This is a genomic window from Nostoc sp. (genome assembly GCF_036917435.1).
Taxonomy (GTDB): domain Bacteria; phylum Cyanobacteriota; class Cyanobacteriia; order Cyanobacteriales; family Nostocaceae; genus Nostoc.
Window position 1 is genome coordinate 22,742 of sequence record NZ_JBALDM010000016.1, and the last position, 23,059, is coordinate 45,800.

General features: G+C 41.6%; 17 protein-coding genes and 2 pseudogenes. 11 read left to right on the forward strand and 8 right to left on the reverse strand.

What is annotated here, in order from left to right; translation table 11 throughout:
* Positions 1 to 253: 253 nt before the first annotated feature.
* A complete protein-coding gene (locus tag V7K98_RS07175; RefSeq protein WP_335020204.1) occupies positions 254 to 2,173 on the forward strand; it encodes a cation:proton antiporter in 1,920 nt (639 codons plus the stop codon).
* A gap of 128 nt (positions 2,174 to 2,301) precedes the next feature.
* Here V7K98_RS07175 and V7K98_RS07180 read toward each other — a convergent pair whose 3' ends face one another.
* Entirely contained in the window at positions 2,302 to 2,961 is a 660-nt protein-coding gene (locus tag V7K98_RS07180; protein ID WP_335020207.1) for a cytochrome b N-terminal domain-containing protein, read from the reverse strand.
* Between the two features lie 882 nt (positions 2,962 to 3,843).
* Between V7K98_RS07180 and V7K98_RS07185 the strand changes: the two genes are divergently transcribed.
* Positions 3,844 to 5,358 carry a hypothetical protein gene (locus tag V7K98_RS07185; RefSeq protein WP_335020209.1) on the forward strand — a complete coding sequence of 505 codons (1,515 nt, stop codon included), beginning with the start codon at positions 3,844 to 3,846 and terminating at the stop codon, positions 5,356 to 5,358.
* A gap of 552 nt (positions 5,359 to 5,910) precedes the next feature.
* Here V7K98_RS07185 and petJ read toward each other — a convergent pair.
* Positions 5,911 to 6,255 (reverse strand): cytochrome c6 PetJ, encoded by a 345-nt coding sequence (gene petJ / locus V7K98_RS07190; RefSeq protein ID WP_335020211.1) that lies wholly within the window; start codon positions 6,253 to 6,255, stop codon positions 5,911 to 5,913.
* A gap of 243 nt (positions 6,256 to 6,498) precedes the next feature.
* Complete coding sequence (gene petE, locus V7K98_RS07195; protein WP_335020213.1) at positions 6,499 to 6,918, reverse strand: plastocyanin; 420 nt, start codon at positions 6,916 to 6,918, stop codon at positions 6,499 to 6,501.
* Between the two features lie 152 nt (positions 6,919 to 7,070).
* Between petE and V7K98_RS07200 the strand changes: the two genes are divergently transcribed.
* On the forward strand, positions 7,071 to 7,193 hold the full coding sequence (locus V7K98_RS07200; RefSeq protein WP_335020215.1) for a hypothetical protein: 123 nt from the start codon (positions 7,071 to 7,073) through the stop codon (positions 7,191 to 7,193).
* A 14-nt stretch (positions 7,194 to 7,207) separates the two neighbouring features.
* On the opposite strand, the gene psbV is transcribed toward V7K98_RS07200, so the two are convergent.
* The 4 genes and pseudogenes from psbV to V7K98_RS07220 all read right to left on the reverse strand — a co-directional run bounded on the left by psbV (position 7,208) and on the right by V7K98_RS07220 (position 9,476).
* Positions 7,208 to 7,699, reverse strand: a complete 492-nt coding sequence (gene psbV / locus V7K98_RS07205; protein WP_335020217.1) for a photosystem II cytochrome c-550 — start codon at positions 7,697 to 7,699, stop codon at positions 7,208 to 7,210.
* A gap of 132 nt (positions 7,700 to 7,831) precedes the next feature.
* Positions 7,832 to 8,047 carry a hypothetical protein gene (locus V7K98_RS07210; RefSeq protein ID WP_335020219.1) on the reverse strand — a complete coding sequence of 72 codons (216 nt, stop codon included), beginning with the start codon at positions 8,045 to 8,047 and terminating at the stop codon, positions 7,832 to 7,834.
* Positions 8,048 to 8,181: 134 nt separating this feature from the next.
* Positions 8,182 to 8,550 (reverse strand): annotated as a pseudogene (locus V7K98_RS07215) (carbohydrate ABC transporter permease); the annotation flags it as partial.
* A 17-nt stretch (positions 8,551 to 8,567) separates the two neighbouring features.
* Positions 8,568 to 9,476 (reverse strand): annotated as a pseudogene (locus tag V7K98_RS07220) (carbohydrate ABC transporter permease).
* A gap of 395 nt (positions 9,477 to 9,871) precedes the next feature.
* Between V7K98_RS07220 and V7K98_RS07225 the strand changes: the two are divergent.
* The 4 genes from V7K98_RS07225 (at position 9,872) to V7K98_RS07240 (ending at position 16,205) form a co-directional block, all read left to right on the forward strand.
* Complete coding sequence (locus V7K98_RS07225; protein WP_335020221.1) at positions 9,872 to 12,322, forward strand: ATP-binding protein; 2,451 nt, start codon at positions 9,872 to 9,874, stop codon at positions 12,320 to 12,322.
* Between the two features lie 230 nt (positions 12,323 to 12,552).
* Positions 12,553 to 14,064, forward strand: coding sequence for an AAA family ATPase (locus V7K98_RS07230; RefSeq protein WP_335020223.1), 1,512 nt, complete (start codon positions 12,553 to 12,555; stop codon positions 14,062 to 14,064).
* A 145-nt stretch (positions 14,065 to 14,209) separates the two neighbouring features.
* Complete coding sequence (locus V7K98_RS07235) at positions 14,210 to 14,746, forward strand: SH3 domain-containing protein (protein WP_335020225.1); 537 nt, start codon at positions 14,210 to 14,212, stop codon at positions 14,744 to 14,746.
* Between the two features lie 184 nt (positions 14,747 to 14,930).
* Positions 14,931 to 16,205 (forward strand): peptidoglycan-binding protein, encoded by a 1,275-nt coding sequence (locus V7K98_RS07240; RefSeq protein WP_335020227.1) that lies wholly within the window; start codon positions 14,931 to 14,933, stop codon positions 16,203 to 16,205.
* Here the strand turns inward: V7K98_RS07240 and V7K98_RS07245 are convergent.
* On the reverse strand, positions 16,202 to 19,228 hold the full coding sequence (locus V7K98_RS07245; protein ID WP_335020229.1) for an SMC family ATPase: 3,027 nt from the start codon (positions 19,226 to 19,228) through the stop codon (positions 16,202 to 16,204). The genes V7K98_RS07240 and V7K98_RS07245 overlap by 4 nt on opposite strands.
* A gap of 422 nt (positions 19,229 to 19,650) precedes the next feature.
* Between V7K98_RS07245 and V7K98_RS07250 the strand changes: the two genes are divergently transcribed.
* From V7K98_RS07250 to V7K98_RS07265, 4 genes are all read left to right on the forward strand, one after another.
* A complete protein-coding gene (locus tag V7K98_RS07250) occupies positions 19,651 to 20,607 on the forward strand; it encodes a DUF4351 domain-containing protein (protein WP_335020231.1) in 957 nt (318 codons plus the stop codon).
* 271 nt (positions 20,608 to 20,878) lie between these two features.
* Complete coding sequence (gene bchM / locus V7K98_RS07255; RefSeq protein ID WP_335020233.1) at positions 20,879 to 21,565, forward strand: magnesium protoporphyrin IX methyltransferase; 687 nt, start codon at positions 20,879 to 20,881, stop codon at positions 21,563 to 21,565.
* 328 nt (positions 21,566 to 21,893) lie between these two features.
* Entirely contained in the window at positions 21,894 to 22,382 is a 489-nt protein-coding gene (locus tag V7K98_RS07260; RefSeq protein ID WP_335020235.1) for a hypothetical protein, read from the forward strand.
* 40 nt (positions 22,383 to 22,422) lie between these two features.
* A complete protein-coding gene (locus V7K98_RS07265; RefSeq protein WP_335020236.1) occupies positions 22,423 to 22,845 on the forward strand; it encodes a DUF423 domain-containing protein in 423 nt (140 codons plus the stop codon).
* The last annotated feature ends 214 nt before the right edge of the window (positions 22,846 to 23,059 follow it).

Genomic DNA, 23,059 nt, shown 5'->3' on the forward strand with positions numbered 1-23,059 from the left:
AAAGTTTGTGGCAGCTAAACTGGGTGGATGCTAAAGCTTGAAGAGGATACAAAGAGATGGAAACACAAAAAGAATTCCGTAGATGCTCATACCGGAAGGTGCAGGATGCCGACGCTGAGAACTTCGAGAGAAGCTTAGATAGAAAAAACGGTACATTCTGCAAGGGACAAAGGGTATGATGTTGTACCCTGTAGAGTTAATATCTACGATTTTTTACCCAAGATTTTGAAATAAATCGCTCAAAATCTCCAACATGGAAGCATCTTTTGAAATTACCCTACAGATGGCGATCGCTGTTTTTGCAGGCATTAGCGCTCAAGTGCTAGCTGCCTACTTTCGCATACCCAGCATCGTCTTATTATTGCTGTTAGGCATATTCTTCGGCTCTGACGGTATAGGGCTATTGCATCCCCATCTGCTAGGCGCTGGACTGGAAGTTATTGTCGCCCTAGCAACGGCAATAATTTTGTTTGAAGGCGGACTTAATTTGGATCTGCGAGAGTTAGGCAGAGTTTCAGTCAGCTTACAATTGCTGGTCACTCAAGGAACGTTAATCACACTGCTTGGTGGCAGTATGGCTGCCCATTGGCTGGGTGAATTTCCTTGGAATATAGCTTTTCTTTATGCTTCGATCATTGTGGTGACAGGGCCAACTGTCGTTGGCCCTTTGCTCAAACAAATCAATGTAGATCGGCAAGTAGCAACACTTTTAGAAGGGGAAGGCGTTTTAATTGACCCTGTAGGAGCGATTCTTGCCTTCGTTGTCCTCGATACTATTTTGAACGGCGATGCCGATCCAATTAATGCGATCGTCGGTTTACTCATCCGCCTGGGCGTTGGTGCAGCAATTGGTGGTGCTGGCGGTTATCTGATGAGCTTGATTTTCAAACGCGCTAGTTTTCTATCATTCGAGTTAAAAAACTTAGTGGTGTTGGCGATACTTTGGGGTTTGTTTGCCTTATCGCAAATGATCCGCAGTGAATCGGGAGTAATGACGACAGTTGTTGCAGGAGCAGTCTTTGCTAACTCTTCAGTGCCCGAAGAACGACTGTTAAGGAGCTTTAAGGGTCAGCTAACCATTCTCAGCGTCTCGGTGCTATTTATCTTATTAGCTGCCGATCTATCCATTGCCAGTGTGTTTGCTTTGGGTTGGGGTAGTGTATTCACTGTTTTGGTATTAATGTTTGTTGTTCGCCCGATTAATATCCTGTTGTGTACATGGAACAGTGATTTAAATTGGCGACAGAAGCTATTTTTAAGCTGGGTTGCCCCTAGAGGAATTGTTGCCGCTTCTGTAGCTTCATTTTTTGCAATTTCCCTAACCCAGCGTGGCATTAACGGTGGTGATTCCATTAAAGCTTTAGTCTTCCTGACAATTATTATGACTGTTGTCTGTCAAGGGCTAACGGCTGGCTGGGTTGCTAAATGGCTGCAAATCACTTCCAAGGACGTAACTGGGGTAGTGATTGTGGGTTGTAATCCGTTGAGTCTTTTGATTGCCCGGTTCTTTCAAGAACGGGGGGAAAATGTGGTGATGATTGATACTGACCCCGAATGTCTTGTCCAAGCTGAGGCGCAAAATCTGCGAGTGATTGCTAGCAGTGGGCTGGATGCTGCGGTTTTGGAAGAGGCGGGACTTGCCTCTATGGGGACTTTTTTGGCGATGACAAGTAATGGTGAGGTAAATTTTGTGTTGGCTCAACGAGCCGCCGAGGAATTTAAGCCACCGAGGGTTTTAGCTGTTTTTCCCCGCGATCCGCAGGCGAGTATTTCGGTTAGTAATAAAGTTAATCAAGCTTTTATCCCAGACTTGGCGATTAAGACTTGGAATGAATATTTAAATGATGGGCGTGTCAAGCTGGGGACAACGACGTTAAATGAATTGGAATTTTCTATTCAGTGCGATCGCATCCAAGAAAAGATTCGGACTGGGGTATTGATACCGCTATTGGTAGAACGAGAAGAACGCTTACAGGTAATGCCAGTTAACCAAGATTGGGAAATTGGCGATCGCATTATTTACCTATTGCATGACCCCAGACCTAGCCTTTTAAAACGTTTATCTGGTGCTACCCAATCAACTCCCCTCTCTCTAGAAAAGTTAGCGGAGGTTGAAGACCTATCCCTCGTGCAATTATCTCAACTTTCAACTAGTGAAGTTCCTGGGGGATGAGGAAGAGTATACAGCAGATTGCAACAGGTGTGAGGTACAGATCATCGTAGGGGCACAACATGTTGTGCCCCTACCCGTGTACTTGATTTACCTGCAATACGCTGTAACTCCTAACTCAACACTCCTTATTAGCTTTGGGAACGAATAAATTCGCTTTCTGGTGGTTGTTGTAAATTACCAATTTCTGATCTTGGTGCTTCTTGATACATTTCCCATTCCTGCCAGAGTAAAGCAGATAAATGAACTATGGCAAGAATTAGTGTAGCCACCGCAATTAGATAACTGTGTATTGTGTAAAGGTGTTCTACGGTAACTGTATTAATCGCTCCACCCCCAGTTAGGATTTCGCGCAATTGTCCGCCAATCAAAGGAATAGCTTCGATGGTTCCTAATTCAATGTTAAAACGCCAGTATCCTAGTTGAGTCCAATCTAGGATCATCGCTGTCCAATCCAGCCCGATCGCACTTAAGGTCAACAAAATCCCGCTAACCCAAGCAGTCAGCCAACTCTTGCGGAATTGACGACCTAAAAACATCACTACAATTTGAATCATAGCGATCGCAATTGCTGCGTTACCAGCAACATTATGCGCTCTCCAAAACAACCAACCATAAGGCACTTCTGTATTAATCGTCTTTAAGGAGTTATAAGCACCGCCTGCTGTCGGTTCATAGTAAAAAGAAAGCAAAACTCCCGTAGAAACATAAATTAAGCACAAAGTCAAGATTACGACTGATAATATCGTCGCTATTCGTCGCACAATCCTATCGAACTGGGTGCTTTGCATAGCTCACCCCTCCTGTTCTTAAGTAGGTATTTATTCTTTTCTAATTTTAACTAAGAAATATTAATAAATATTGCACTTTTCAAAGAAAAATAAATTTTTTTAATATTTCCGATGTGCTAACTAGCTCAATGCCCTTCATCAGTACTGAGTGAGGAGTGGAAAGGGATAAACCAATTCCCAATTTCCAATTAAGGGTTTGAAACTTTTTGACCAAGAAGTAGTCAGAATTCAAAAGCTATAATTGCGATCGCCAAACTGAACTCCTTTTAGAAAAATCCAAATAGCTTTGGTGGGGTTTAGATAGAGAATGTCAATAAAATTGTACAATTTGCAACAGTTTTCGGGGCTGCTGATGTGGTACTATTCTCATATAGGCACTAGTCTCGGACAAAGCTTGTGTACCATGTGTTACAGAAGCTTAGTTGAGTGGAAAAGATTAGAAACACAAGGCAACTTCAGCAGACTTTGTGGTGTAATCAGACTTGTACCTTCACTTAAACTTTAATAAATATCCCAGATATTAATTTTGATTGTGTGCGTCATTAAGAATTAAGAAATCAAAAGTACTAATTTTTCAAAAATCTCTTTAGTAAGCTCAAATTTGAAGATATGAACCAGCATCATTATAGCGGTGTGCAGTTCAATGAGATACAAAAACTTTGCTGAAATGATTTGACAGCAATGACTTTGGTCTTCTCATCCAGTCGATAACCGCTATAAACAATTACAAACCTGAAGAAATGGCAATTTAGGCATTTTCATTGCCATGAGAGGAAATTATTATTCCTCTAGAGGGAAGCATATATTGCGATATTTTGCAATATAGTCGAAAAGAGAAAATTGCTAGTCAACTGCAACTGAGCCGAGTGAACGATAACACCTATGTCTTACGTCTCCCTGTTTAAAAATATACCAGACCTCTTAAGCCAGCCAATTGGGATAGCAGCTATAGCTTCTCTTGGCATCCACGGTGCGATCGCGATGATTGTGCCATTGATGCCTATGGATTCTAGCAAACCCAAAGATACAGCATCATCAAAAAGCGTCGGGCTGTTGGAATTGAGCCAAGCGGATCAAAGCCGTTTGCCACAAACTACTCCCCAAATTGGTTTACAACAACTTCCTCCAATAGCGCCACTTTCTACCCCTAACTTTAGCGCTCAAGCTGGATTGCCTCCATTGGCAGCACCACCATCCGGCAGTCAGCTAGTATTGCCTCCGCTACCCCCATCGTCGAATAACTATCGAGTCTCCTCATTGCCTACAAGACAGTCTTTGCGGATGATTCCTAGTAGTAATTTGCGATTTGATGCTTCTAAATTTGATAATTCTAAATTCAATAGCAGTCCCAAATTATCTCAATCAGTTCCTCGTGTAAATGTCATAGATACCACCAAATACGAGGCATCTAAGCCGTTAGACGTGAATAGATTGCCAATATTGCAGTCACAGCAAATACCTAGTGATATTCTGCAAAATGCCCAATCTCAGAATTTCTCTAACACTAACCTTATTGCACCAGCACAGATAAATACCACTCCACAAATGACGCAACCGACTAATAATGCGTCAAACATGACTCGAAACCAGCTGATAACTTCTTTAAAACAAGCTCCCAGGGCTGGGGATAGCTTAACCTTAATTAGAGGAACCACGTCACAAGCACCCAATTTATCTCGAAAAGGAACTGAGTTAGCAATTGCACAGCTAGATTCCTACGCAAATCTGAGAAAAGAAGTTCAGCAAGAATACCCCAACGCTGAACAAAAACCAGTCATTCGCCAAACATTACCCACGAATAAACCGAATCTTGAAGGCGCTGTTTTAGGTATGTTGGTGGTAGATACCGATGGTAAGGTCTTAGATATCAAGTTTCAAGACAAGCTAGTTTCCCCGGAATTGCGATCAAAAGCAAGGGAATACTTCAATAAGCAATCCCCCAGGGGAAGTAAACAGATTAGTTCTTATCCCTTTAACTTGCTTTTCCAAAACAGCACTAGCAGCACCACTGGGGCTACTCAATTATCTACACCAATAATCAATAACAATCAGCTTACCCCTTCACCAGCAGCTACTTCTAAACCATTTCCTGAACTACGAATCAGAAATAACAAGTCTACGCCTTCATCGACAGGTATTCTTAAACCATTAGCTACACCCGGAGTCAATGGCAATCAATCTGAGTTGTCAACGATAGCTACTCCTAAACCGTTATCTGAATTGCGAGTCATAAATAATCAGCCTGCGCCTTCATCAGCAGCTAATACTTCCGAACCTTTAGTGCTACCGATAGTCAATGAAATCCAGGCTACACCCTCTACTGAATCGGATCAAAAATTAGTAGAACGGTTACGGGAAGTGAAGGAAAATAGAGAAAAGTCTAATCCAGAAAAATAATCAGTCGGTGGTGATTTTGGATTAAAACCAGCTAAAAGGGCGGTTAGAAACCAAATTTATACAAATAAAACTCACCTCCGTGGGTTTCAAACTTTCCTTAGTCTGCCTCGACGGACTAAGGAAATTTGTCTAGGAGCGAATTTAATCTAGCTCCAAGTTTACACTTATGAGTATTGCTGTGCCCCTACACGAAACTTACACGCCTGCGCGGGTTGAAAACCTTGATTTTCAGTTAGCTCACGCAAGTGTGCCTTGTTAGCACAGTAGTGAATTATACAGCAAATTGCAGTACAGATCATCGTAGGGGCACAACATGTTGTGCCCCTACCCATGTACTTCATTTACCCGCAATACGCTGTATTAGCCTTAGTAGGTGGGCAAAAATAAATCAAACGATGTTACGCAATGTAAAATTAATTAAATTGGCTCGTAGTAAAGGCTTTAGCCCTATTCTCAGGGCTAAAGCCCTTACTACAAACCTTAAATTATTTACGCCTACTGACTTAAAACTTTTCAAACATCCTCTAAGAGTGGTCTATATTCGATGCTACTTTACCAGCCTTTTTCTGCATTCTGAAAAACGTAAGCGGCTACCTCCAGAATCTCTTCAGCAGTTAACTTAGCTTTAAAGGCAGGCATAGCATTTTTACCATTTTGCACTTGGTGGATAATCGCCTCGATAGAGTCGCTATTATAATTTTCTAGGTACTCTGACAATGCTTCCTTTTTCAAGGTTTTCTGGGTAATCAGGATATTGCCGCCACCTATATGGCAAGAGGCGCAGTTAGCCTCGAAAATTTTAGCCCCGTTGGATGTTTCGGCAGCTAGTGCTGGACTAATGAATGTCAATTTGAATAGAGCGATCGCTAACATTAAGATCAATAAAAGTATTCTCAAGAGAATTTCCTCGCAACAAGCCTCCAGGAAGAGTATAAACGCGATTAATCCCTGATTAAGTCAAATTTGATCAAAATTGGCGGTAACGAGTTCATCCCTCAATCGCTACAGGTTGTTTAGCGTTTTAAGGCAGGATAGGACTCGTTACCGCCATTTATCCATTATGTGCGTCACTCTAGGAGGGTGGCGTGTTGCTATGAGGTAATTTCACAGAGAAATCAGCTTGTGTCCAAGAGGGCATTTCTAGCCCTGGACAGTTATTGTACCAACCATACCAGCACCACGGTGAGGTTCGCAGTAGAAAGTGTAATCACCAGCAGGTGCGTCTGCGGGGAAAGTGGTTGTTTCCTTTTTACCAGCACTCATCAGCAACTGCTTATGAGACAGAGATTTTGCTAAAGCGGCATCCTTATCGGGGTTTTTGGCTGCATCAAACACAACGTTGTGGGGAGGAACTTTATTGTTTACCCATTCAACTGTGTCACCTGGTTTAATTGTCAACTTTTTCGGTTCAAATGCTAGCATTCCTTTATCAGTACCCAATTTCACTTGGTAGGTTTCAGCAGAAGCGCTGGGAGTAAAAACTGCAAAGCTGCTAACAACTAAAAGGATTGTCAACACAGCTAAACTAAAGCGTCGCAAGCTTGCCGAAATCAATTTCATGACTCTTCCCTAACAAACAATTTTTTTTTCTTTTCTCATTTTAAATAAAATCTACACCAAATATGACAATCTGTCATAGATACAATTTTTTTTTAATAAATAGCGAGCAATTTATTCCAAAAAGCTAATCAGTGGGGAGTGGGGAGTGGGGAGTGGGGAATGGGGAATGGGGAATGGGGAATGGGGAATGGGGAATGGGGAATGGGGAATGGATTCTTTTTAATGCCCAATGCCCAATGCCCAATGCCCTATTCCCAATGCCCTATTCCCAGTAACTCAGTTCCAGGATTTAGTAATAGATTTTTCCGCCTCCCCACTTAGTGCCAACGATTTTGGGTTGTATGAGAACATGACCCGCGATCGCTTCCAAGTCCTTATCTGTCAGATTTCGCATTACTGTGAAAATATCTGCACTCTTGATACTGGGATGGATTTCGGAAATCTCTTCTTCACCGTCGTAAGTAGTGGGATTTTTCAGGTAATCCACCAAGCCTTCAACGTTGTTACGGTTGGGTGTTGCCAGTGCCAGATCGTCTGGAGTCAGTCCCACGTTCTGGTTTGTCTTGGTAACTCCCCCAGCATGACATTGGGCACAAGCGTAATTAAATAAGCGTTTGCCTTCTTTGACTTGTTTAAGGCTGAGTACGGTAACTTCACCTTGAGTATTTAATGGCACTGTTCGGGTAGCTTTGTCTAGTTCCACTGCTGTCGCGCTACCGACAAACAACTGAAACGAGAGTAAAACAGTGGCCACAACAACGCCAATGAGTCTTCTAAACATGTTTCCCCTTAAAAATTTTTACGCTCAACACAGCTAAGAACGCGATTCTCAATCTCCAAGCTGCTAATTGCTAATGACTCATTGTTTTTTTTCATTAGCTATCAATGATTAGCTAAAGCCCAAGATCACCCTTTAGGTGTCCTCGTCATCACCCAACAAGTCGCTAGTACTTTTTGGGTGTGTTTCAAACGATATTTGGGAAATAATTGCCTTTGCATCTTCTAACGCCAAACGGGTCTTTTGGTGTTTGTAGGCGATTCCCAGTTGGTTGCACAGAGAAAACACTTTTTCTACAGGTATGCTGTAGTCGGCTGCTATCTCTGCGATGGATAGGTCTGCAAAACCCATAATGCTTGTTAACTGATAGATAGAGATTGAGTCGCTGTAATACCAATATCACGTTAGGAGTGCAATTTGTTGCCCAAAATACTGTTTGGGGAATTGGGAATTGGGCATGGGGCATGGGGCATTGGGCATGGGGCTTAACCTTTGCCCCCGGTGAAGGTGACGCTTTGAATGAAGTAACGATTAAAAAAGGCGTAAATACCTAAAGCTGGCAGGGTAAAGACCATAGGGGCTGCCATGATGTAGTTCCAATAGCTGATGTATTGACCTTTGAAGGTGTTCAGCCCCAAGGGGAGGGTAAACATTTGTGGGTCAAATAGGATAACTATAGGCAGTAAAAAATTATTCCAACTTCCCATGAATACAAAAACTGCCTGTGCTGCTAGTGCTGGTTTTGCCAAGGGTAAGACAATATGTCGGAAGATTCCAAAGGTATTTAAGCCATCGAGTTGCGCGGCTTCTTCTAGTTCTTTAGGAAAATTAACAAAAAATTGCCGCATCATGAAGAAGCCAGAGATTTTAGTCAAATCCGTTCGCCTCCGAAAAGTCGCCGTTGAATCAAAGTGATGGTGATGATGACTGCTGCTAACAAAAATGCGATCGCATCTGCATATCCCATTTGTAAATTCCGAAACACAGCTTGGTAAATTAGCAGCACCACTGTTAAGGTAGCGTTATTTGGCCCGCCAGTACCGCCAGAAAAGATGTAAGACTGGTCAAAAAGTTAAAAATTCCCAATCACCCCCACTGCTATCACAAAGAAGGTTACAGGCTGAAGCAGGGGAAGGTTAATGTGGATAAATTGCTGCCACCCATTCGCGCCATCGAGTTCTGCCGCCTCATAAAGTGTTTGGGGTACATCTTGCAACGCCGCCAGATAAATCACCATGAAAAACGGCGCGGTTGACCAAATGTTCATGATCATAATGCCTTTGAGCGCAACTGCTGGATCGCCCAACCAGTTGTAAGTAGGTAGCCCCACAAAAGCGAGAAAATCGTTTAATAGCCCATCAGTGTTATAAATCCACATAAAAATGAGCGTCAGCACTGCTGAAGAGGTAACTGTCGGCAAAAAGTAGAGGATGCGCCACCAGTTTTTACCATAAATCCCAGAATTGAGAGTTACCGCCAGAATTAAAGCTAAGATTGTTTGAGTTGGCACAACTATCGCTACATATTGTGCTGTGTTTCTCAAAGCAATCCAAACTCGTTCATCTTCAGCTAATCGCGTGAAGTTCCGAAAACCGATGAAATCGTACTCAATACCGCCGAGAAGTTGGACTTTTTGTAAGGAAAGAAAAACGGCGTAGAGAATGGGTAAGACTACGAAAGTTCCCAAAACTAGAATGGTGGGCATCATGAACATATACCCAGCAAAGTTTTCTGTGATATTCCACCTGGGGTTACTCCGCCGCCTGTTAATTTCAAACACTACAGAACCTCCGTTTAATCCCGCACTAACCCGGCTGTGGTGATGGGTAGTAGATGATTATTTATCGTACTCCTGTAACAAAAATATTTAAGGTCATTAAATTCTGACTTTTCACATTATGTGGAAAAGCCACGAAAAACCTAACCCCCTAACCCCCTTCCCTCGTAGGGAAGGGGGAAAATTCAAAGTCTCTCTCCTTTTAGGAGAGAGATTTAGAGAGAGGTTTTCCAGATACCTTGAAAAGTCAGCATTAAATTAAGTTGGAAAGCGTAGACGCAAAACGGCGATTTACGAGATATCGGTTGTATGAGTTAGCTGCTTATGTAATTTAGGGAACTATATATTTAGCTTCCTTGAGGATGCTAATTAACCCGATTTAAGCAAGAGGACACAAAATGTCATATACAGCCTACTTACGTTCAATTAAAAATGAACTCCAGAGAACTGATAAAACTCAAAAAAGCCTACGGGTCAAAACTATCATAGAACAGTTTGGCTACCAGCGTAGAAGTCAATCATTCATAGATAATTTTAATACTGCTCTGGATGAATTGGGACTTTCTGCAAATCCGTGCTTGGATTTATATATTCCGTTAGATACAAAAATTGCTATTTCTATTAAGGGTGTAGAACCAATCAATAAAGTAGCTGAATCGGAATCAATTTCAGTCAAACTACAGGAGGCGATTTCAGTCAAACATGACTTCTTCTTCTACTTATTTGATTTCGGTTCTGAACAAGAATATGAACGATTTCAAGCGTGTTTAGATTCTCACCAGCCAGTAGGTATTTTTTTGATTCCCCAAGTAGAAGATTTCTTCTCTGATATTGTTGTCAAAATCTTTAATTATGAATTAATTAGAAAGTATCAATATGGTGGCTATAATACTATACCTAAAGCTGCCAACAGGAAAATTCCTACAAGTATTGTCTCAGAAGATAAAGATTGTGAAGATGCACAAGAAAGTCCTATCTCTGATGCTAGCATTTTTCAGTTTTATCGTTCAACTATGACTAGTATTATACTTGGCAATACTGGGTTAGAATTACTTGATTCTGAAAAATTCGATCAGCAATTTGAACAGATATCTTTATATGCTAATAAATATAACTCTGAACAGTTTTTTATTTTATTTCATTGTCCATCGGTATTAGAAATCCAAGCTCATCAGCAAGAAGACGCTTTAGGATATTTGGTAGATAGAGTTGCTAGAAAAATTCCTTTTACTTTTACTCTCAGGTGTAAATACCCAAATGAAGTCTCTATTGAACATAAAGAGGAAGTATACGCCCATTTTCGTCTATTGCTGGAACTTCCACATTATGAAATAGAAGAAGATGATGTATCTTTGCGAGATTACTTTCTAGATTTACAAAAAGCTCAAATACAGGCTGAATCACAGTTATTGCTGAAGATAAAACCCGAACATTTCTACAGTCTTAAGTGGCAACAAGAAAGTAAAGAATATATCTATCTCAAGTATTTTGCTATTAAAACTTTGGAAAGTATAGGATATGAATTGTCTAATATCGGCTGTGAAGTTGAGTTGAATTCCAGGGATGAAGAAACAACAGATGAAGATACATTAGATGAGGATGAAGAGTACCAAAGTGAAATAATACAAGTTTATGTAAAAAATCAGGTAGTGGTTGAGATTGAAACTCTTAAATATCAAGAATTTCAGGATAATAATCTCTTTTTAGATCCAATTAAAAGAGTTTTAAGAAAATCAAAAGTATGGCCAAATAAGCTAGAAAGTCTTTGGTTGGTAATTCCCGGTTTTGAGATTGCACGCAACTATTACCAACTGAAAAAAGCTAAAGAAATATTAGAATATAAGTTGTCTGGATATTATGGCGATCGCTTCCAAGTTATAATCATGGCTCCTGATTATGAAAAACACCAATTAGTTCCAGTATCATTTGATTCTATCGACTATCCATCTTTTGAGTATGGCGCTAAAAAACCTAGTTTAATACAAGCATATCCAGTTACTAACCGTGTCAAAGAATTTAAGCTTTACTTTAGCCAAGTAAAAGGTTTAAACGAAGAAAAAGAAAAACTAACTAGACTTCTGAAGTTGCAATCTAAGGGACACAAGGGTTCAATTAGTGGAATTCTTTTCTATGGTTTACCTGGATGTGGTAAAACTCTACTAGCGAATGCTTTTGCTAACGAGTCTGGAAGATATTTCTTTAAGTTTTCTCCTGCTGATATTATCAGTGTTTGGATAGGTCAAAGTCAAAAAAATATTCGAGATATCTTTGCCCAAGCTAAGAAAAAAGCTCCTTCAGTTTTATTCATTGATGAGTTGGACAGTATTGGGTTTAATCGCAGCGAAGATAACGCACACAAAGATCAAAAGGCAACGATTAACCAATTACTCATAGAACTAAACAATCTTCAAAATAGTGATGTAATTGTAATTGCCGCTACTAATTATTTAAGTGGAATTGACAGCGCTTTAAAACGTTCTGGTAGACTGGATTGGAAGATTCCTATTTTTCCACCTGATCAAACAGAAAGAATAGATTTATTTAAACACTACCTGTCAAAAATTGATATGAATCAGCTTGCTAACTTTGATATTCTAGCAGAAAAAAGTATGAGGTTTACCTCATCAGATATTGAGTTAGTTTGTCGGGAAGTTAAAAATGCTATTCTTCTAGAAGAAATAAGTTCGGCTTTAACAACTTCAGATGTGATTACTTACATCAATAATCTGCAAGACGGCGGTTTAAGTCTTAACCAAGAACAAGTCAAGGAATTTATGGAAGAATGCAAAAGAATGAGTGTGAAGAATCCTAAATTAGAAACTCTGAAATTAGAATGGGCTTTGTATTAGCAATAGCTCAATAAAAATTGCGTAGGCGTAGCCCGTCGTAGACATCGTTCTTTTTGGCAGTATTGGAAAAATAACTTTAGAAATAGTTTTCAAGCATTACCCACTCAGAGCCAGAAATGCCCTGTTGAACTGTTTCAACATTGTATTGTTCTTGCTGGTTACTCATTGGCTTTCTGAGCCAAGAAAGTTGTACATTGCGTTCAAGATGAACTAACCAATAACAGCTACTTATGAACTTCCGTGAAGAGTTTAAACTGCTGCTACGCGCCCGCTACCCCTTGATTTATATTCCTACTTATGAAGAGGAACGGGTAGAAGCAGCTATCCGAGAAGAAGCAACGAACCAGGGTAATCGCCCAGTTTATACTTGGGATTTTGTTGATGGCTATCAGGGAAACCCCAATGATGCAGGGTTTGGGCGACGTAACCCCCTACAAGCTTTAGAATTTATCGAAAAATTACCAGCTTCCGCGCCAGCTGTATTGATTCTCCGAGATTATCATCGCTTTTTAGATGATGTTGCGATCGCTCGCAAACTCCGCAATCTCTCCCGACTCCTCAAGTCGCAACCAAAAAATATTGTCCTACTATCGCCACGCATCGCCATTCCTGACGATTTAACAGAAGTGCTGACAGTGGTAGAGTTTCCCTTACCTGCCGCCCCAGAAATTAAAACTGAGGTTGAACGCTTACTACAAAGTACTGGTAACTCTCTTTCTAGCAAATTTTTAGATGATTTGGTGCGTTCTTGTCAAGGACTTTCGATGGAACGGATTCGCCGGGTTTTGGCAAAAGCGATCGCAACCCACGGTGAATTACAGCCAGAAGACGTGGATCTCGTGTTGGAAGAAAAGCGCCAAACTATCCGCCAAACCCAAATCTTGGACTTCTGCCCCGCCACTGAACAAATTTCTGATATCGGCGGACTAGATAACCTCAAAGACTGGCTGATTCGTCGCGGAGGCTCGTTTACTGATAAGGCGCGACAGTACGGATTACCGCACCCCCGTGGCTTAATGTTGGTGGGTATTCAAGGAACTGGTAAATCTTTGACGGCAAAAGCGATCGCTCATCACTGGCATTTACCCTTGCTACGTCTGGATGTAGGCAGGTTATTTGGTGGTTTGGTGGGTGAATCAGAATCTCGGACTCGCCAAATGATCCAAGTAGCCGAAGCCCTCGCTCCCTGTATTTTGTGGATTGATGAAATAGATAAAGCCTTTGGCGGGGTTGGTAGCAAAGGTGATGCCGGAACAGCCAGCCGTGTATTTGGTACTTTTATTACCTGGCTAGCCGAAAAAAGCTCACCCGTATTTGTCGTCGCCACCGCCAACGACATCCAAGCTTTACCGCCAGAAATGCTTCGTAAGGGGCGATTTGATGAAATTTTCTTTGTGGGTTTGCCCACCCAAGAAGAGAGAAAAGCAATTTATGATGTTCATTTATCCCGATTGCGCCCCCATAACTTGAAAAGTTACGACATCGAAAGGTTAGCTTATGAAACGCCCGATTTTTCTGGGGCAGAGATTGAGCAAACTTTAATTGAAGCGATGCATATTGGATTTAGCCAAAACCGCGACTTCGCTACCGACGATATTTTAGAAGCCGCAAGTCAGATCATCCCCTTGGCGCGAACTGCTGTAGAGCAAATTCAGCAACTCCAAGAATGGGCGGCGGCTGGGAGAGCGCGTTTAGCATCGAAACACAATCCTTTAAGCGATCGCCTCCGGCGCACTACATGAAGAGTGCTGAGTGTTGAGTGCTGTGAACGCTTTAACAGTAGCTACAATAATTGATTAGTTAATAATTGCTGAGTCAATAGTCAAGAGTTAATCATGAATTACTATTGACTATTGACTATTTACCACTGGCGATCGGGTTTTAATTATGTTGTCTGGCTTAACAAAATTTATACTTGGGTTTTTCTTAGCGATCGCTGTGCTAATAGGTGGCGGCGCTGCAATTGGACTCTATTTCATGAATCGCACCGGCATACCCCCTGCCAAACCCGTTTACTCTAACGATAGCCCCTCGGTGAAAGCCAAAGCTCCAAAAGGAACTCAGCTTGCAGGAGCTAAACCAAGCCTTACACCTGGGATATCTACTAAATCCTCTCCAACTCCCACAGAATCACCAAAGGCTACACCATCACCAAAACCATTGCCATCGGGAGCTTACCGAGGGCGTGTTAGTTGGGCTGAAGGCTTGAGTTTGCGATCGCAACCAAATCAAGAAGCTGAAAAAATTGGTGGGATTGCTTTTAATCAAAAAATTATTATTTTGGAACAAAGTGAGGATAAGGCTTGGCAAAAGATCCGTTTGGAAGGTAGCGAACAAGAAGGTTGGGTGAAAGCAGGTAATACTGAAAAAGTTGATGAACAACAGCCGGAAAAACCAGAAGATACACAAAAAACAGAGCAATAATTCCATAAATAAATTTCGTTGCTCTGAAACCGGGATGGCTCTTTTAATTGTTTCTCCTTTCAAAGAGCAGATCCCCTCCCACCTGCATCTTCTGGAAAATTACTTGTAAAGAATCATACAAAAATCAAATATGACATAGAGAAACTAGTATAATCTTGTATGGTCATAACTTGAAAAAAAGCAAGTGAAAACAGGGGTAGATAGCTATTTAACCAAGCTGGCCTCAGTCTCCGAGGCATCTGAAAGCGTCAAGGTTGTTCCTACCGTAGCTAATTTCAAATTTTTGAATTGGAAAAAGTTATCTAGCGGTGCAGCGATACGTCTTGTGTCTGCGGCAATAATTACGGGGCTTCTGAGTGTCGCTGGGCAAGCTTTAGCACTTCAAAAAATAGGGAGTAATGGGTCTGGAGTTAGCAGTAACCAGAGGTGTTTAAAAAAGTTAGGCTACTTTAATGGCCCAGTCAGTGGCAAATTTGCTAGTTTGACTCAAAATGCTGTAATCAAATTCCAGCAAGCTAATAGAATACCTGCTGATGGTGTTGTAGGTATTAATACGCAACAAACATTACAACGAGCATGTCAAGGTAGAACTACTACTAGGAATACTAGAAGTGCATCGCGTTCGGCAATTGGACAATATCCTGTTCTTTCTCAAGGCAAAACTGGTGCAGCCGTCACAAGGTTACAACAGCGTCTGCGGCAGTTAGGTTACTTGAATGTTAATCCCACTGGAAATTTTGGCCCAAAGACTAGAGATGCTGCGATCAAATTCCAGCGAAATTATGGCATAGCTGCTAACGGGATTGTAAATCAACAAACTTGGAATGCATTACTAGGTTCGTCTCCAACTCAAGCCAGAACCAGTTTCTCGACTCAACAACCGAGCAGGGATTATCTGACTGTAGGCGATCGCGGAGATAATGTCGCATTAGTTCAAGAGCGTTTATCGAACTTGGGTTTCTCTAATACCAATCCTGATGGATTTTTCAGCGATTACACCAGACAATCTGTAATTGCATTCCAGCAATATTCTCGAATTAATGCTACTGGAAATGTAGATTGGCCAACTTGGCAAGCGTTAGGGTTGAACAGCGTTACTAGGGGCAATTCTGTTGAGGGTAATAATATATCACCTGAAACTTCCTATCTAGTACCTGTTAATACTGGCTATGGGACACCTCAGAATAATCGCTATGTATTACCTCCTGCCAATGCCTATGCCCTACCTGGAACTAATGGCAATACATTAGTCGCTAGTAATCCTTACAGAGTAATAATACCAATTTCCAGTAACGATACTCTGAGCAAAGTGCAACAATATATACCGAATGCCATCACAGAGCAATCCCATCTAGGGGATTATGTGAATGCTGGAGCATTTAGCGATCGCACCCAAGCCGAAACTCTAACGAAAAAGCTCCGTTCATTAGGTCTGGATGCACGGGTAAAGTACAATTAAATTGACAAACTCAACTGGGAACCTTCTTGAGTTTTATTCACCTCAATTCTGGCTTGGAAAGCTTCTTTGAGGTGGGGCATGTGGGTGACAGTCAGAATGCAAGCGAAATCAGAGGAAATCGCATTAATCGCAGCAATCAAGCGATCGCACCCTTCGGCATCTTGTGTACCAAAACCTTCATCCACAATCAACAATTGCAACGCCGCCCCCGCCCGTTGTGCTAATAATTTCGCCAGTGCCAAACGGATGGCAAAGTTAATTCTAAAGGCTTCTCCACCAGAGTAAGTTTCATAAGATCGGGTTCCTCTAGAATCGGCGATTAAAATATCTAAGGTGTCTATCAGCTTGGCATTTTTCTTGGTTGATTTAGCACTGCGCCCAGCTTTTTGAGTAATAAATTGGACATGAAATTGATTACCACTCAGCCGCGAAAGTAGTTGATTCGTCTCAGCTTCAAGCTGCGGCAACACATTCTCAATCATCAGTGCTTGGATACCATTTTTACCAAAAGCTTGCGCTAATTCCTGATAAACACGATATTCCTGCTTACAAGATTGTAGTTGCTGCTGCTGTTGTTCATATTGAATTTGTAGCGTTTCCAGTTGATGCGCCAACTGTTCCAAACGCCCCAATTTTGCTATCTGCTCATCGAGTTGCCGTCTGCGGATTGCTAACTGCTGCTCTAAAGCTTGAATTTGGGCAGATGGGTTAGCTGTTGCTTGTAATTGCTGGATAATGCTTTCAATTTGTCCACCGAGTTTTTGCCGTTCCATTACTCTGGCGGTTCTGGATTCCTCTAACTCTTGTAATCTCGTCTGGAGTTGGGGATACTGCTGTTGGGCTGATAGCAGTTGTTGATACCGCAAATGCCAAGATTGAGCTTTCTTTACAGCTATACGTAAATTATTGTGCTGCTCGGAACTGTAGCCAATTTCGGTAATATGACGCTCAAGAGCCGCGATTTGTTTAGCACATTCAGAATCAGTCTGATCCTGCTGGATTCTGGCTTGTAATTGAACAATTTGGGATTGTAATTCTGGTTTTCGGACTAACAGTTGCCCTTGTCGCTTAGTTGCATCTTTAATCTGCCCTTGTTTGATTTCTGCCCATCGCCACCGCTCAACTTCACTCCGGGCTAGGGCGTGATCTTGTTCATTATAATTAGCTTGTTGCAGATATTGGTCTAGCTGGCGAAGTTCGGCTTGTTTATCGGCAGCATAATCACCAGCTTGGAGCGATCGCTCTAAATGCTGTTTTTCAGCAGCAATTTGTTGTAACTGTTGTTGGACATCAGTTGTCGCTTCTAACTGTGCTACCAACTGTCCCCGTTGTTCCCGCAAACCATCATAACTCGCCAATTGTTGGGAAATATCCCGATATTCCTGCCTAAGTACCTGAATTTCTTTGTCAGACACAGCCATTTGTTCCCGCACTACCCAAAACTGCCCTTGAGTATCCTCTAATTCAGTCTGGGTTTTTTCCACCACTCGATTCCAGTGATGTTCATCTAAAGGACGCTCACATAATGGACAAAGTGCTTCAGGATTTTGGAGCATAAGCAATTTTTGCTCTAATTCTCCCAGTTGCTTTTCATAGTCCCGTTGGTGAGCTTGCAGACGTTCAATAAAGTGTCGCCTTTCTTGTCCTTTTTCCTGAACTCGTTGCAGATAAACCCGCTTTTTCTCCAACTCCTCAATCTGGATTCCCACATCCATCACCGCTTGTTGCAGTTGTGGTTGGCGGCGATGCTGGCGTTGCAATTGGTTCTCAGTGCTTTGCAGTTGTTCGAGTCGCGCTACTAAACCGGCATGAGTGCGATCGAGTTGGCTTTGTAAAGTTGCTCGTTGTTGCAATAACGGAGTCACTTGCATTTGCAGCTGATCTAGACGAGCAACATGGTGACGGGCTGCGGTTAGTTGTGACAAAGCAGCTTCTACTTCACCTGATTTAGTCAGAGTTTGCTGAATATCTCGCTCTTGTTGCTGTAAAGCTTCGATTTGGGCTTGGGCTTGTTGCAGTTGCCGTTCGATTTCGTGAATTTGTTTGGTAAGCTGTTGTTGCTTTTGTTGGCGAGTCTGCCCGGCGCGGGTGTATTCTTCAAATTTGGCAGCAAAGGCTTCTTCTTGAGATTGGAGACTCTGATAGTGGGCATATCCAGCTTTAATCTCAGTTTCTTGATGTAATATTTTTTCTAAATCCGATAACTGAGAGCCGATAGCTGATTGTTCTTGTTGGAGGCGATCGCAATCTTGGGTAAGATTTTGGTATTGCTGCTTGACAAAGCTAAGTTGTTGTTCCCAATTTTGGCGTTGGTGCTGAACAACTTGCAAACTTTGTAATTGAATATTATCAAAAGCTTGCACCTGTTGCAGTTGGTTGAGTTCGGCTTCTAACTCGACTCTTTGCGCTTGGGTTGTCTCACGTTGTTGCAACTGAATTTTGATCGACTCCAAAGATCGCTCTAACTCTAATGCCCGTGCTTTTAACTGACGAGAAGATTCCTTTGCCCGTTCTTCCAAATCATCGTACTGATTCAGTTTCAACAACTCCGCTAAAATTTCTTTGCGTTCCGTCGGGCGCTTGAGCATGAACTCATCTGCACGACCTTGACGTAAGTAGGCAGAATTGATAAATGTATCGTAATCGAGCTTGATATGTTCTAAAATCAAATCTTGGGTTGCTCTTACCCCTTTGCCAGTGAGTGAGCGAAACCCAGATGGGATTTCTATTTGAAATTCGAGGACACTAGTACCTCCCCGAATTCGGGTACGAATCACCCGATATTTTTGCTGGTTACTTTGGAAAGTAAAATCAACTCGAACTTCTTTTGCGCCAGAATAGATGACATCATCTTCAGCAGTGGCGCGGCTTTCACCCCAAATTGCCCAAGTGATTGCTTCCAGAAGCGAAGATTTACCCGCACCATTGGAACCCGAAATACAAGCCGTATGCAAGCCACGAAAATCTAAAGTTGCATCACGGTAACTAAGAAAGTTTTTGAGGATAAGTTGTACTGGGATCATTCACCCTATAGCGCCACATCTACTTTTAATAATTAACAGTACAGATGCACTGTTTGTTAGTTTAGCTATCTAGATATCAGGTTTCTAGTCTTGAAGACTTCAATTTTACAAAAATTAACAATAAGATGAGTAAATTTTTCTTGTTGGATGAATAACTTTCCCTATTTTGAGAGAAAAATGAAACTTCCGTGGAGAGCGATCGTTATTTCTCCCTGCCGTCTGAGGTGAAAACTATAATGACTGCGGCAATTCTCGAAAGACGATGAGCGATCGCACCAAAAACAACTTTAAGCATCAAGTCGCATTTTGACTGATTTACAAGCGAAAGGGAATGTACGCGAAAATTGAGTAACTTGTAACCTAGTGAAAAATATTAGCTACTTACACCTTACTATTAAGAACATTAATCTACCAATCAACTGATGATCCAGGAACGAGAAAGAGCCGATAACGATTCGCCGTGGAAAGAAATCTTAGAAGCCTACTTTCCCCAAGCAATGCAGTTTTTCTTCCCCCAAACAGCAGCACTAATTAATTGGGAACGTCCCCACGAGTTTCTCGATAAGGAATTTCAACAAATAGCACGAGACGGTGAACTTGGTAGAAGATATGCAGATAAGTTAGTCAAAGTCTGGCAAATTCAAGGAGAGGAAATTTGGCTGTTGATTCATGTCGAAGTTCAGTCCAAACCGGAAGATATCTTTGCTCAAAGGATGTTTTCTTACAACCTGCGAATTTTTGACAAATTTGCTCAACCAGCCATTAGCCTAGCAATTTTGTGTGATGCTGACTCTAGTTGGAGACCAAATCAATACAGTTACAATTATCCCGATTGTGGTCTGAATTTTAGATTTGGAACTATCAAACTCCTAGATTATCAACAACAATGGACAGAGTTAGAGAATAGCGATAATCCGTTTTCGACGGTGGTAATGGCACATTTGAAAACCCAGCAAACTAGTAAACAGCCAGGAGAACGTAAAACTTGGAAATTTAGCTTAATTCGGCGATTATATGAACAAGGGCTGCAAGAAAGGGATATTCGCAACCTCTATCGTTTTATCGATTGGGTTATGATTTTACCAAAAGCATTAGAAGCAGAATTTTGGCAAGAATTTAAGTTATTCGAGCAGGAACGTACCATGAGTTACATCACTACAGGCGAGCGCATTGGCTACGAGCGAGGAAAGGAAGAAGGAAAACAGGAAGGTGAGCAAGCACTCGTCTTACGACAGCTACAAAAACGGGTAGGAGAGTTACCCGACGAAGTTCGGGAAGGAATTCAAAGTCTTTCTCTAGAACAGTTGGAAGCACTGGGTGAGGCTTTATTAGATTTTAGTGCGATCGCTGATTTGCTCAATTGGCTACAAGCTCATTAAACAGTTTAGTGCGATCGCGATCGCAACTCTACCTGAAAAAGGGGTTGTGTACATCTAGAGGTTGAAATAAGAATGGAATTTATAGTAACGACTTACGCAAACAATAACTAAAACCCTGAGAAAAATAGCGGTTATTGTTTGAATGATTAGAGGCACATATATTTGTACGCCTACCCTCTTACACCATATCTAGAAAAATCTGGAAGACCGCTCTTATGAGTTCCTATAAATGATAATTTTAAGCATTGGGAACCCCTAAAAATCAGAGTTTATGAACGTAGCCGACGATAAAACGATTGTTCGTGAGTACTTCAATTCCACCGGATTTGACCGGTGGAAGCGAATTTACGGCGATGGCGAAGTCAACAAAGTCCAACTAGACATTCGCAATGGACACCAGCAAACTGTAGATACAGTTCTCGCCTGGCTGAAGGCTGACAACAATTTACCAGAGCTATCAATCTGTGATGCTGGCTGTGGTGTCGGTAGTCTCAGCATCCCCCTAGCGGTAGATGGTGCCAAAGTCTATGCTACCGATATTTCGGAAAAAATGGTGGAAGAAGGTAAGGATAGAGCAAAGCTTGCCTTGCAAAATGCTGAAAATCCTACTTTTGCCGTACAGGATTTGGAATCGTTGAGTGGGAGTTACCATACAGTTATTTGCTTGGATGTTCTCATCCACTACCCCCAAGAAAAAGCCGATGAGATGATATCTCATCTCTGTTCTTTGGCACAGTCGCGGATAATTATCAGTTTTGCCCCTAAAACCTGTGCCCTCAGTATACTCAAAAAAATTGGTAGTTTCTTTCCCGGCCCAAGTAAAGCGACTCGTGCATATTTGCATCGTGAAGTTGATGTGGTGAGAATCTTGGAAAGTAATGGCTTTTCATTGCAACGAAAGGCGATGACGAAGACTCGCTTCTATTTTTCCCGGCTACTGGAAGCTACCCGCAACTAAGGTTAGAATCGCAGCAAGAAAAAGACTATACTTTTGCTGCGATTTGACAATCTCAAGGGGTTAATATTCGTAAACGTTGATTTAGTAAGTTGAAAATACTTTAATTTGCATCCTCAAAAAAATAAATCTCTTGTGGGGTGGGCATCTTGCCCACCCTAGCTGTGCAAATTAAATGCACGACAGCTTACTCAGTTTTGCGATCGCGCCCATTGGGTAACATCAAGAAAGAAATATGATAAAAACTATCGTTGGGAATAGATCGATATATTGGAACCTTTGGGAAAGTCAGGTTAAAATCGCTAGCAAAGTGTAAATCTGAAGTGGAACTATGAAAACTGCTGAAAAATTGGCCGCAGGCTGGCTACTGACACTCGGATTCATGTTGGTAATGCTATCAGCAGCAGAGGTATTTAATAAAACAACTACGGAAAAATCAATCACGCTCCCTTTAGCTTGGGATGGCTCCATTGAGTTTCCACCAGCAGCATCTACCCCTGTAATTGATAATACTGCGGTAGAACGTCTAATTTTTGGTGTGCCGACTTTAACATTGGGCACTTGGTTAGCATTAGGATTATACCGTCAAAGTCGGCAAGAGAAAAAGGCACTTAATCAACAACATAGCGATCGCCTACAATCGATTTTTTATGAGATGCTACAAGAAAATCATGGGCGCGTAACTGTTTTAGGCTTTGCCATGCAGTCACAATTGCCCGCAGCCCATGCCAGGCAATATTTAGATGAAAAAGCTAAAGAATTCAATGCAAACTTTAAGGTGAACGAAGAAGGGGCTGTATCATATCATTTTGATGTCTAAATAGCCCATTAAATTCGACACCAACTTACGGCTAAGTCTAATGACGCAGATTTTTTTGAGTATAGCTGCCATATTAGGCGGTTTGTCAGTTGCTGCTGGTGCTTTTGCTACCCATGCCCTACGGGAAAAAATCAGTGAGCGATGCCTACGGCGGGCTACGCCTACGCTAGAAATTTTTGAAACTGGCGCTCGCTATCAAATGTATCATGCTCTGGCACTTTTTCTAGTCGCCATCCTAATTAGTCGCACCGAGTCACCTCAACCCACTCTTATCGCCAGTGGATGGCTGTTTCTCGTTGGCATTGCTATTTTCTCAGGTAGCTTGTATGCCCTTAGCTTAACTGGTATTAAGTCTTTGGGAGCGATGTCTACGACGGGCTACGCCTACGCGCCTCTAGGTGGTGCAGCCTTTCTTGTTGGTTGGGGTACTTTAGCTTTTGCTGCTTGGAATTTGAAGTTGTAAAAAAGTTAGAAATTAAGAGTTAAAGGAATACCAAAAAATAAATTATCCGATATTTGTAGGGTGCATTAATGAAGTGTAACGTGCAATATTTAGTTTACGTCTCGCCATGTATTATCCCTTCTATCTAACGCTTCCTACAAATTGGATATTTTTTAATTGGAAGTATTTAAATTAACAATAATATTTTAAAACATCATTTAAAAATAAAACTTAT

What these genes read in the sequence shown, in the direction of transcription:
- psbV (WP_335020217.1), bottom strand. Translation starts at nt 7,699, where the DNA reads ATGTTTAGAAGACTCATTGGCGTTGTTGTGGCCACTGTTTTACTCTCG.
- V7K98_RS07230 (WP_335020223.1), top strand. Translation starts at nt 12,553, where the DNA reads ATGAACTTCCGTGAAGAGTTTAAACTGCTGCTACGCGCCCGCTACCCC.
- petE (WP_335020213.1), bottom strand. Translation starts at nt 6,918, where the DNA reads ATGAAATTGATTTCGGCAAGCTTGCGACGCTTTAGTTTAGCTGTGTTG.
- V7K98_RS07235 (WP_335020225.1), top strand. Translation starts at nt 14,210, where the DNA reads ATGTTGTCTGGCTTAACAAAATTTATACTTGGGTTTTTCTTAGCGATC.
- V7K98_RS07245 (WP_335020229.1), bottom strand. Translation starts at nt 19,228, where the DNA reads ATGATCCCAGTACAACTTATCCTCAAAAACTTTCTTAGTTACCGTGAT.
- V7K98_RS07185 (WP_335020209.1), top strand. Translation starts at nt 3,844, where the DNA reads ATGTCTTACGTCTCCCTGTTTAAAAATATACCAGACCTCTTAAGCCAG.
- V7K98_RS07225 (WP_335020221.1), top strand. Translation starts at nt 9,872, where the DNA reads ATGTCATATACAGCCTACTTACGTTCAATTAAAAATGAACTCCAGAGA.
- V7K98_RS07260 (WP_335020235.1), top strand. Translation starts at nt 21,894, where the DNA reads ATGAAAACTGCTGAAAAATTGGCCGCAGGCTGGCTACTGACACTCGGA.
- bchM (WP_335020233.1), top strand. Translation starts at nt 20,879, where the DNA reads ATGAACGTAGCCGACGATAAAACGATTGTTCGTGAGTACTTCAATTCC.
- V7K98_RS07180 (WP_335020207.1), bottom strand. Translation starts at nt 2,961, where the DNA reads ATGCAAAGCACCCAGTTCGATAGGATTGTGCGACGAATAGCGACGATA.
- V7K98_RS07175 (WP_335020204.1), top strand. Translation starts at nt 254, where the DNA reads ATGGAAGCATCTTTTGAAATTACCCTACAGATGGCGATCGCTGTTTTT.
- V7K98_RS07250 (WP_335020231.1), top strand. Translation starts at nt 19,651, where the DNA reads ATGATCCAGGAACGAGAAAGAGCCGATAACGATTCGCCGTGGAAAGAA.
- V7K98_RS07210 (WP_335020219.1), bottom strand. Translation starts at nt 8,047, where the DNA reads ATGGGTTTTGCAGACCTATCCATCGCAGAGATAGCAGCCGACTACAGC.
- V7K98_RS07265 (WP_335020236.1), top strand. Translation starts at nt 22,423, where the DNA reads ATGACGCAGATTTTTTTGAGTATAGCTGCCATATTAGGCGGTTTGTCA.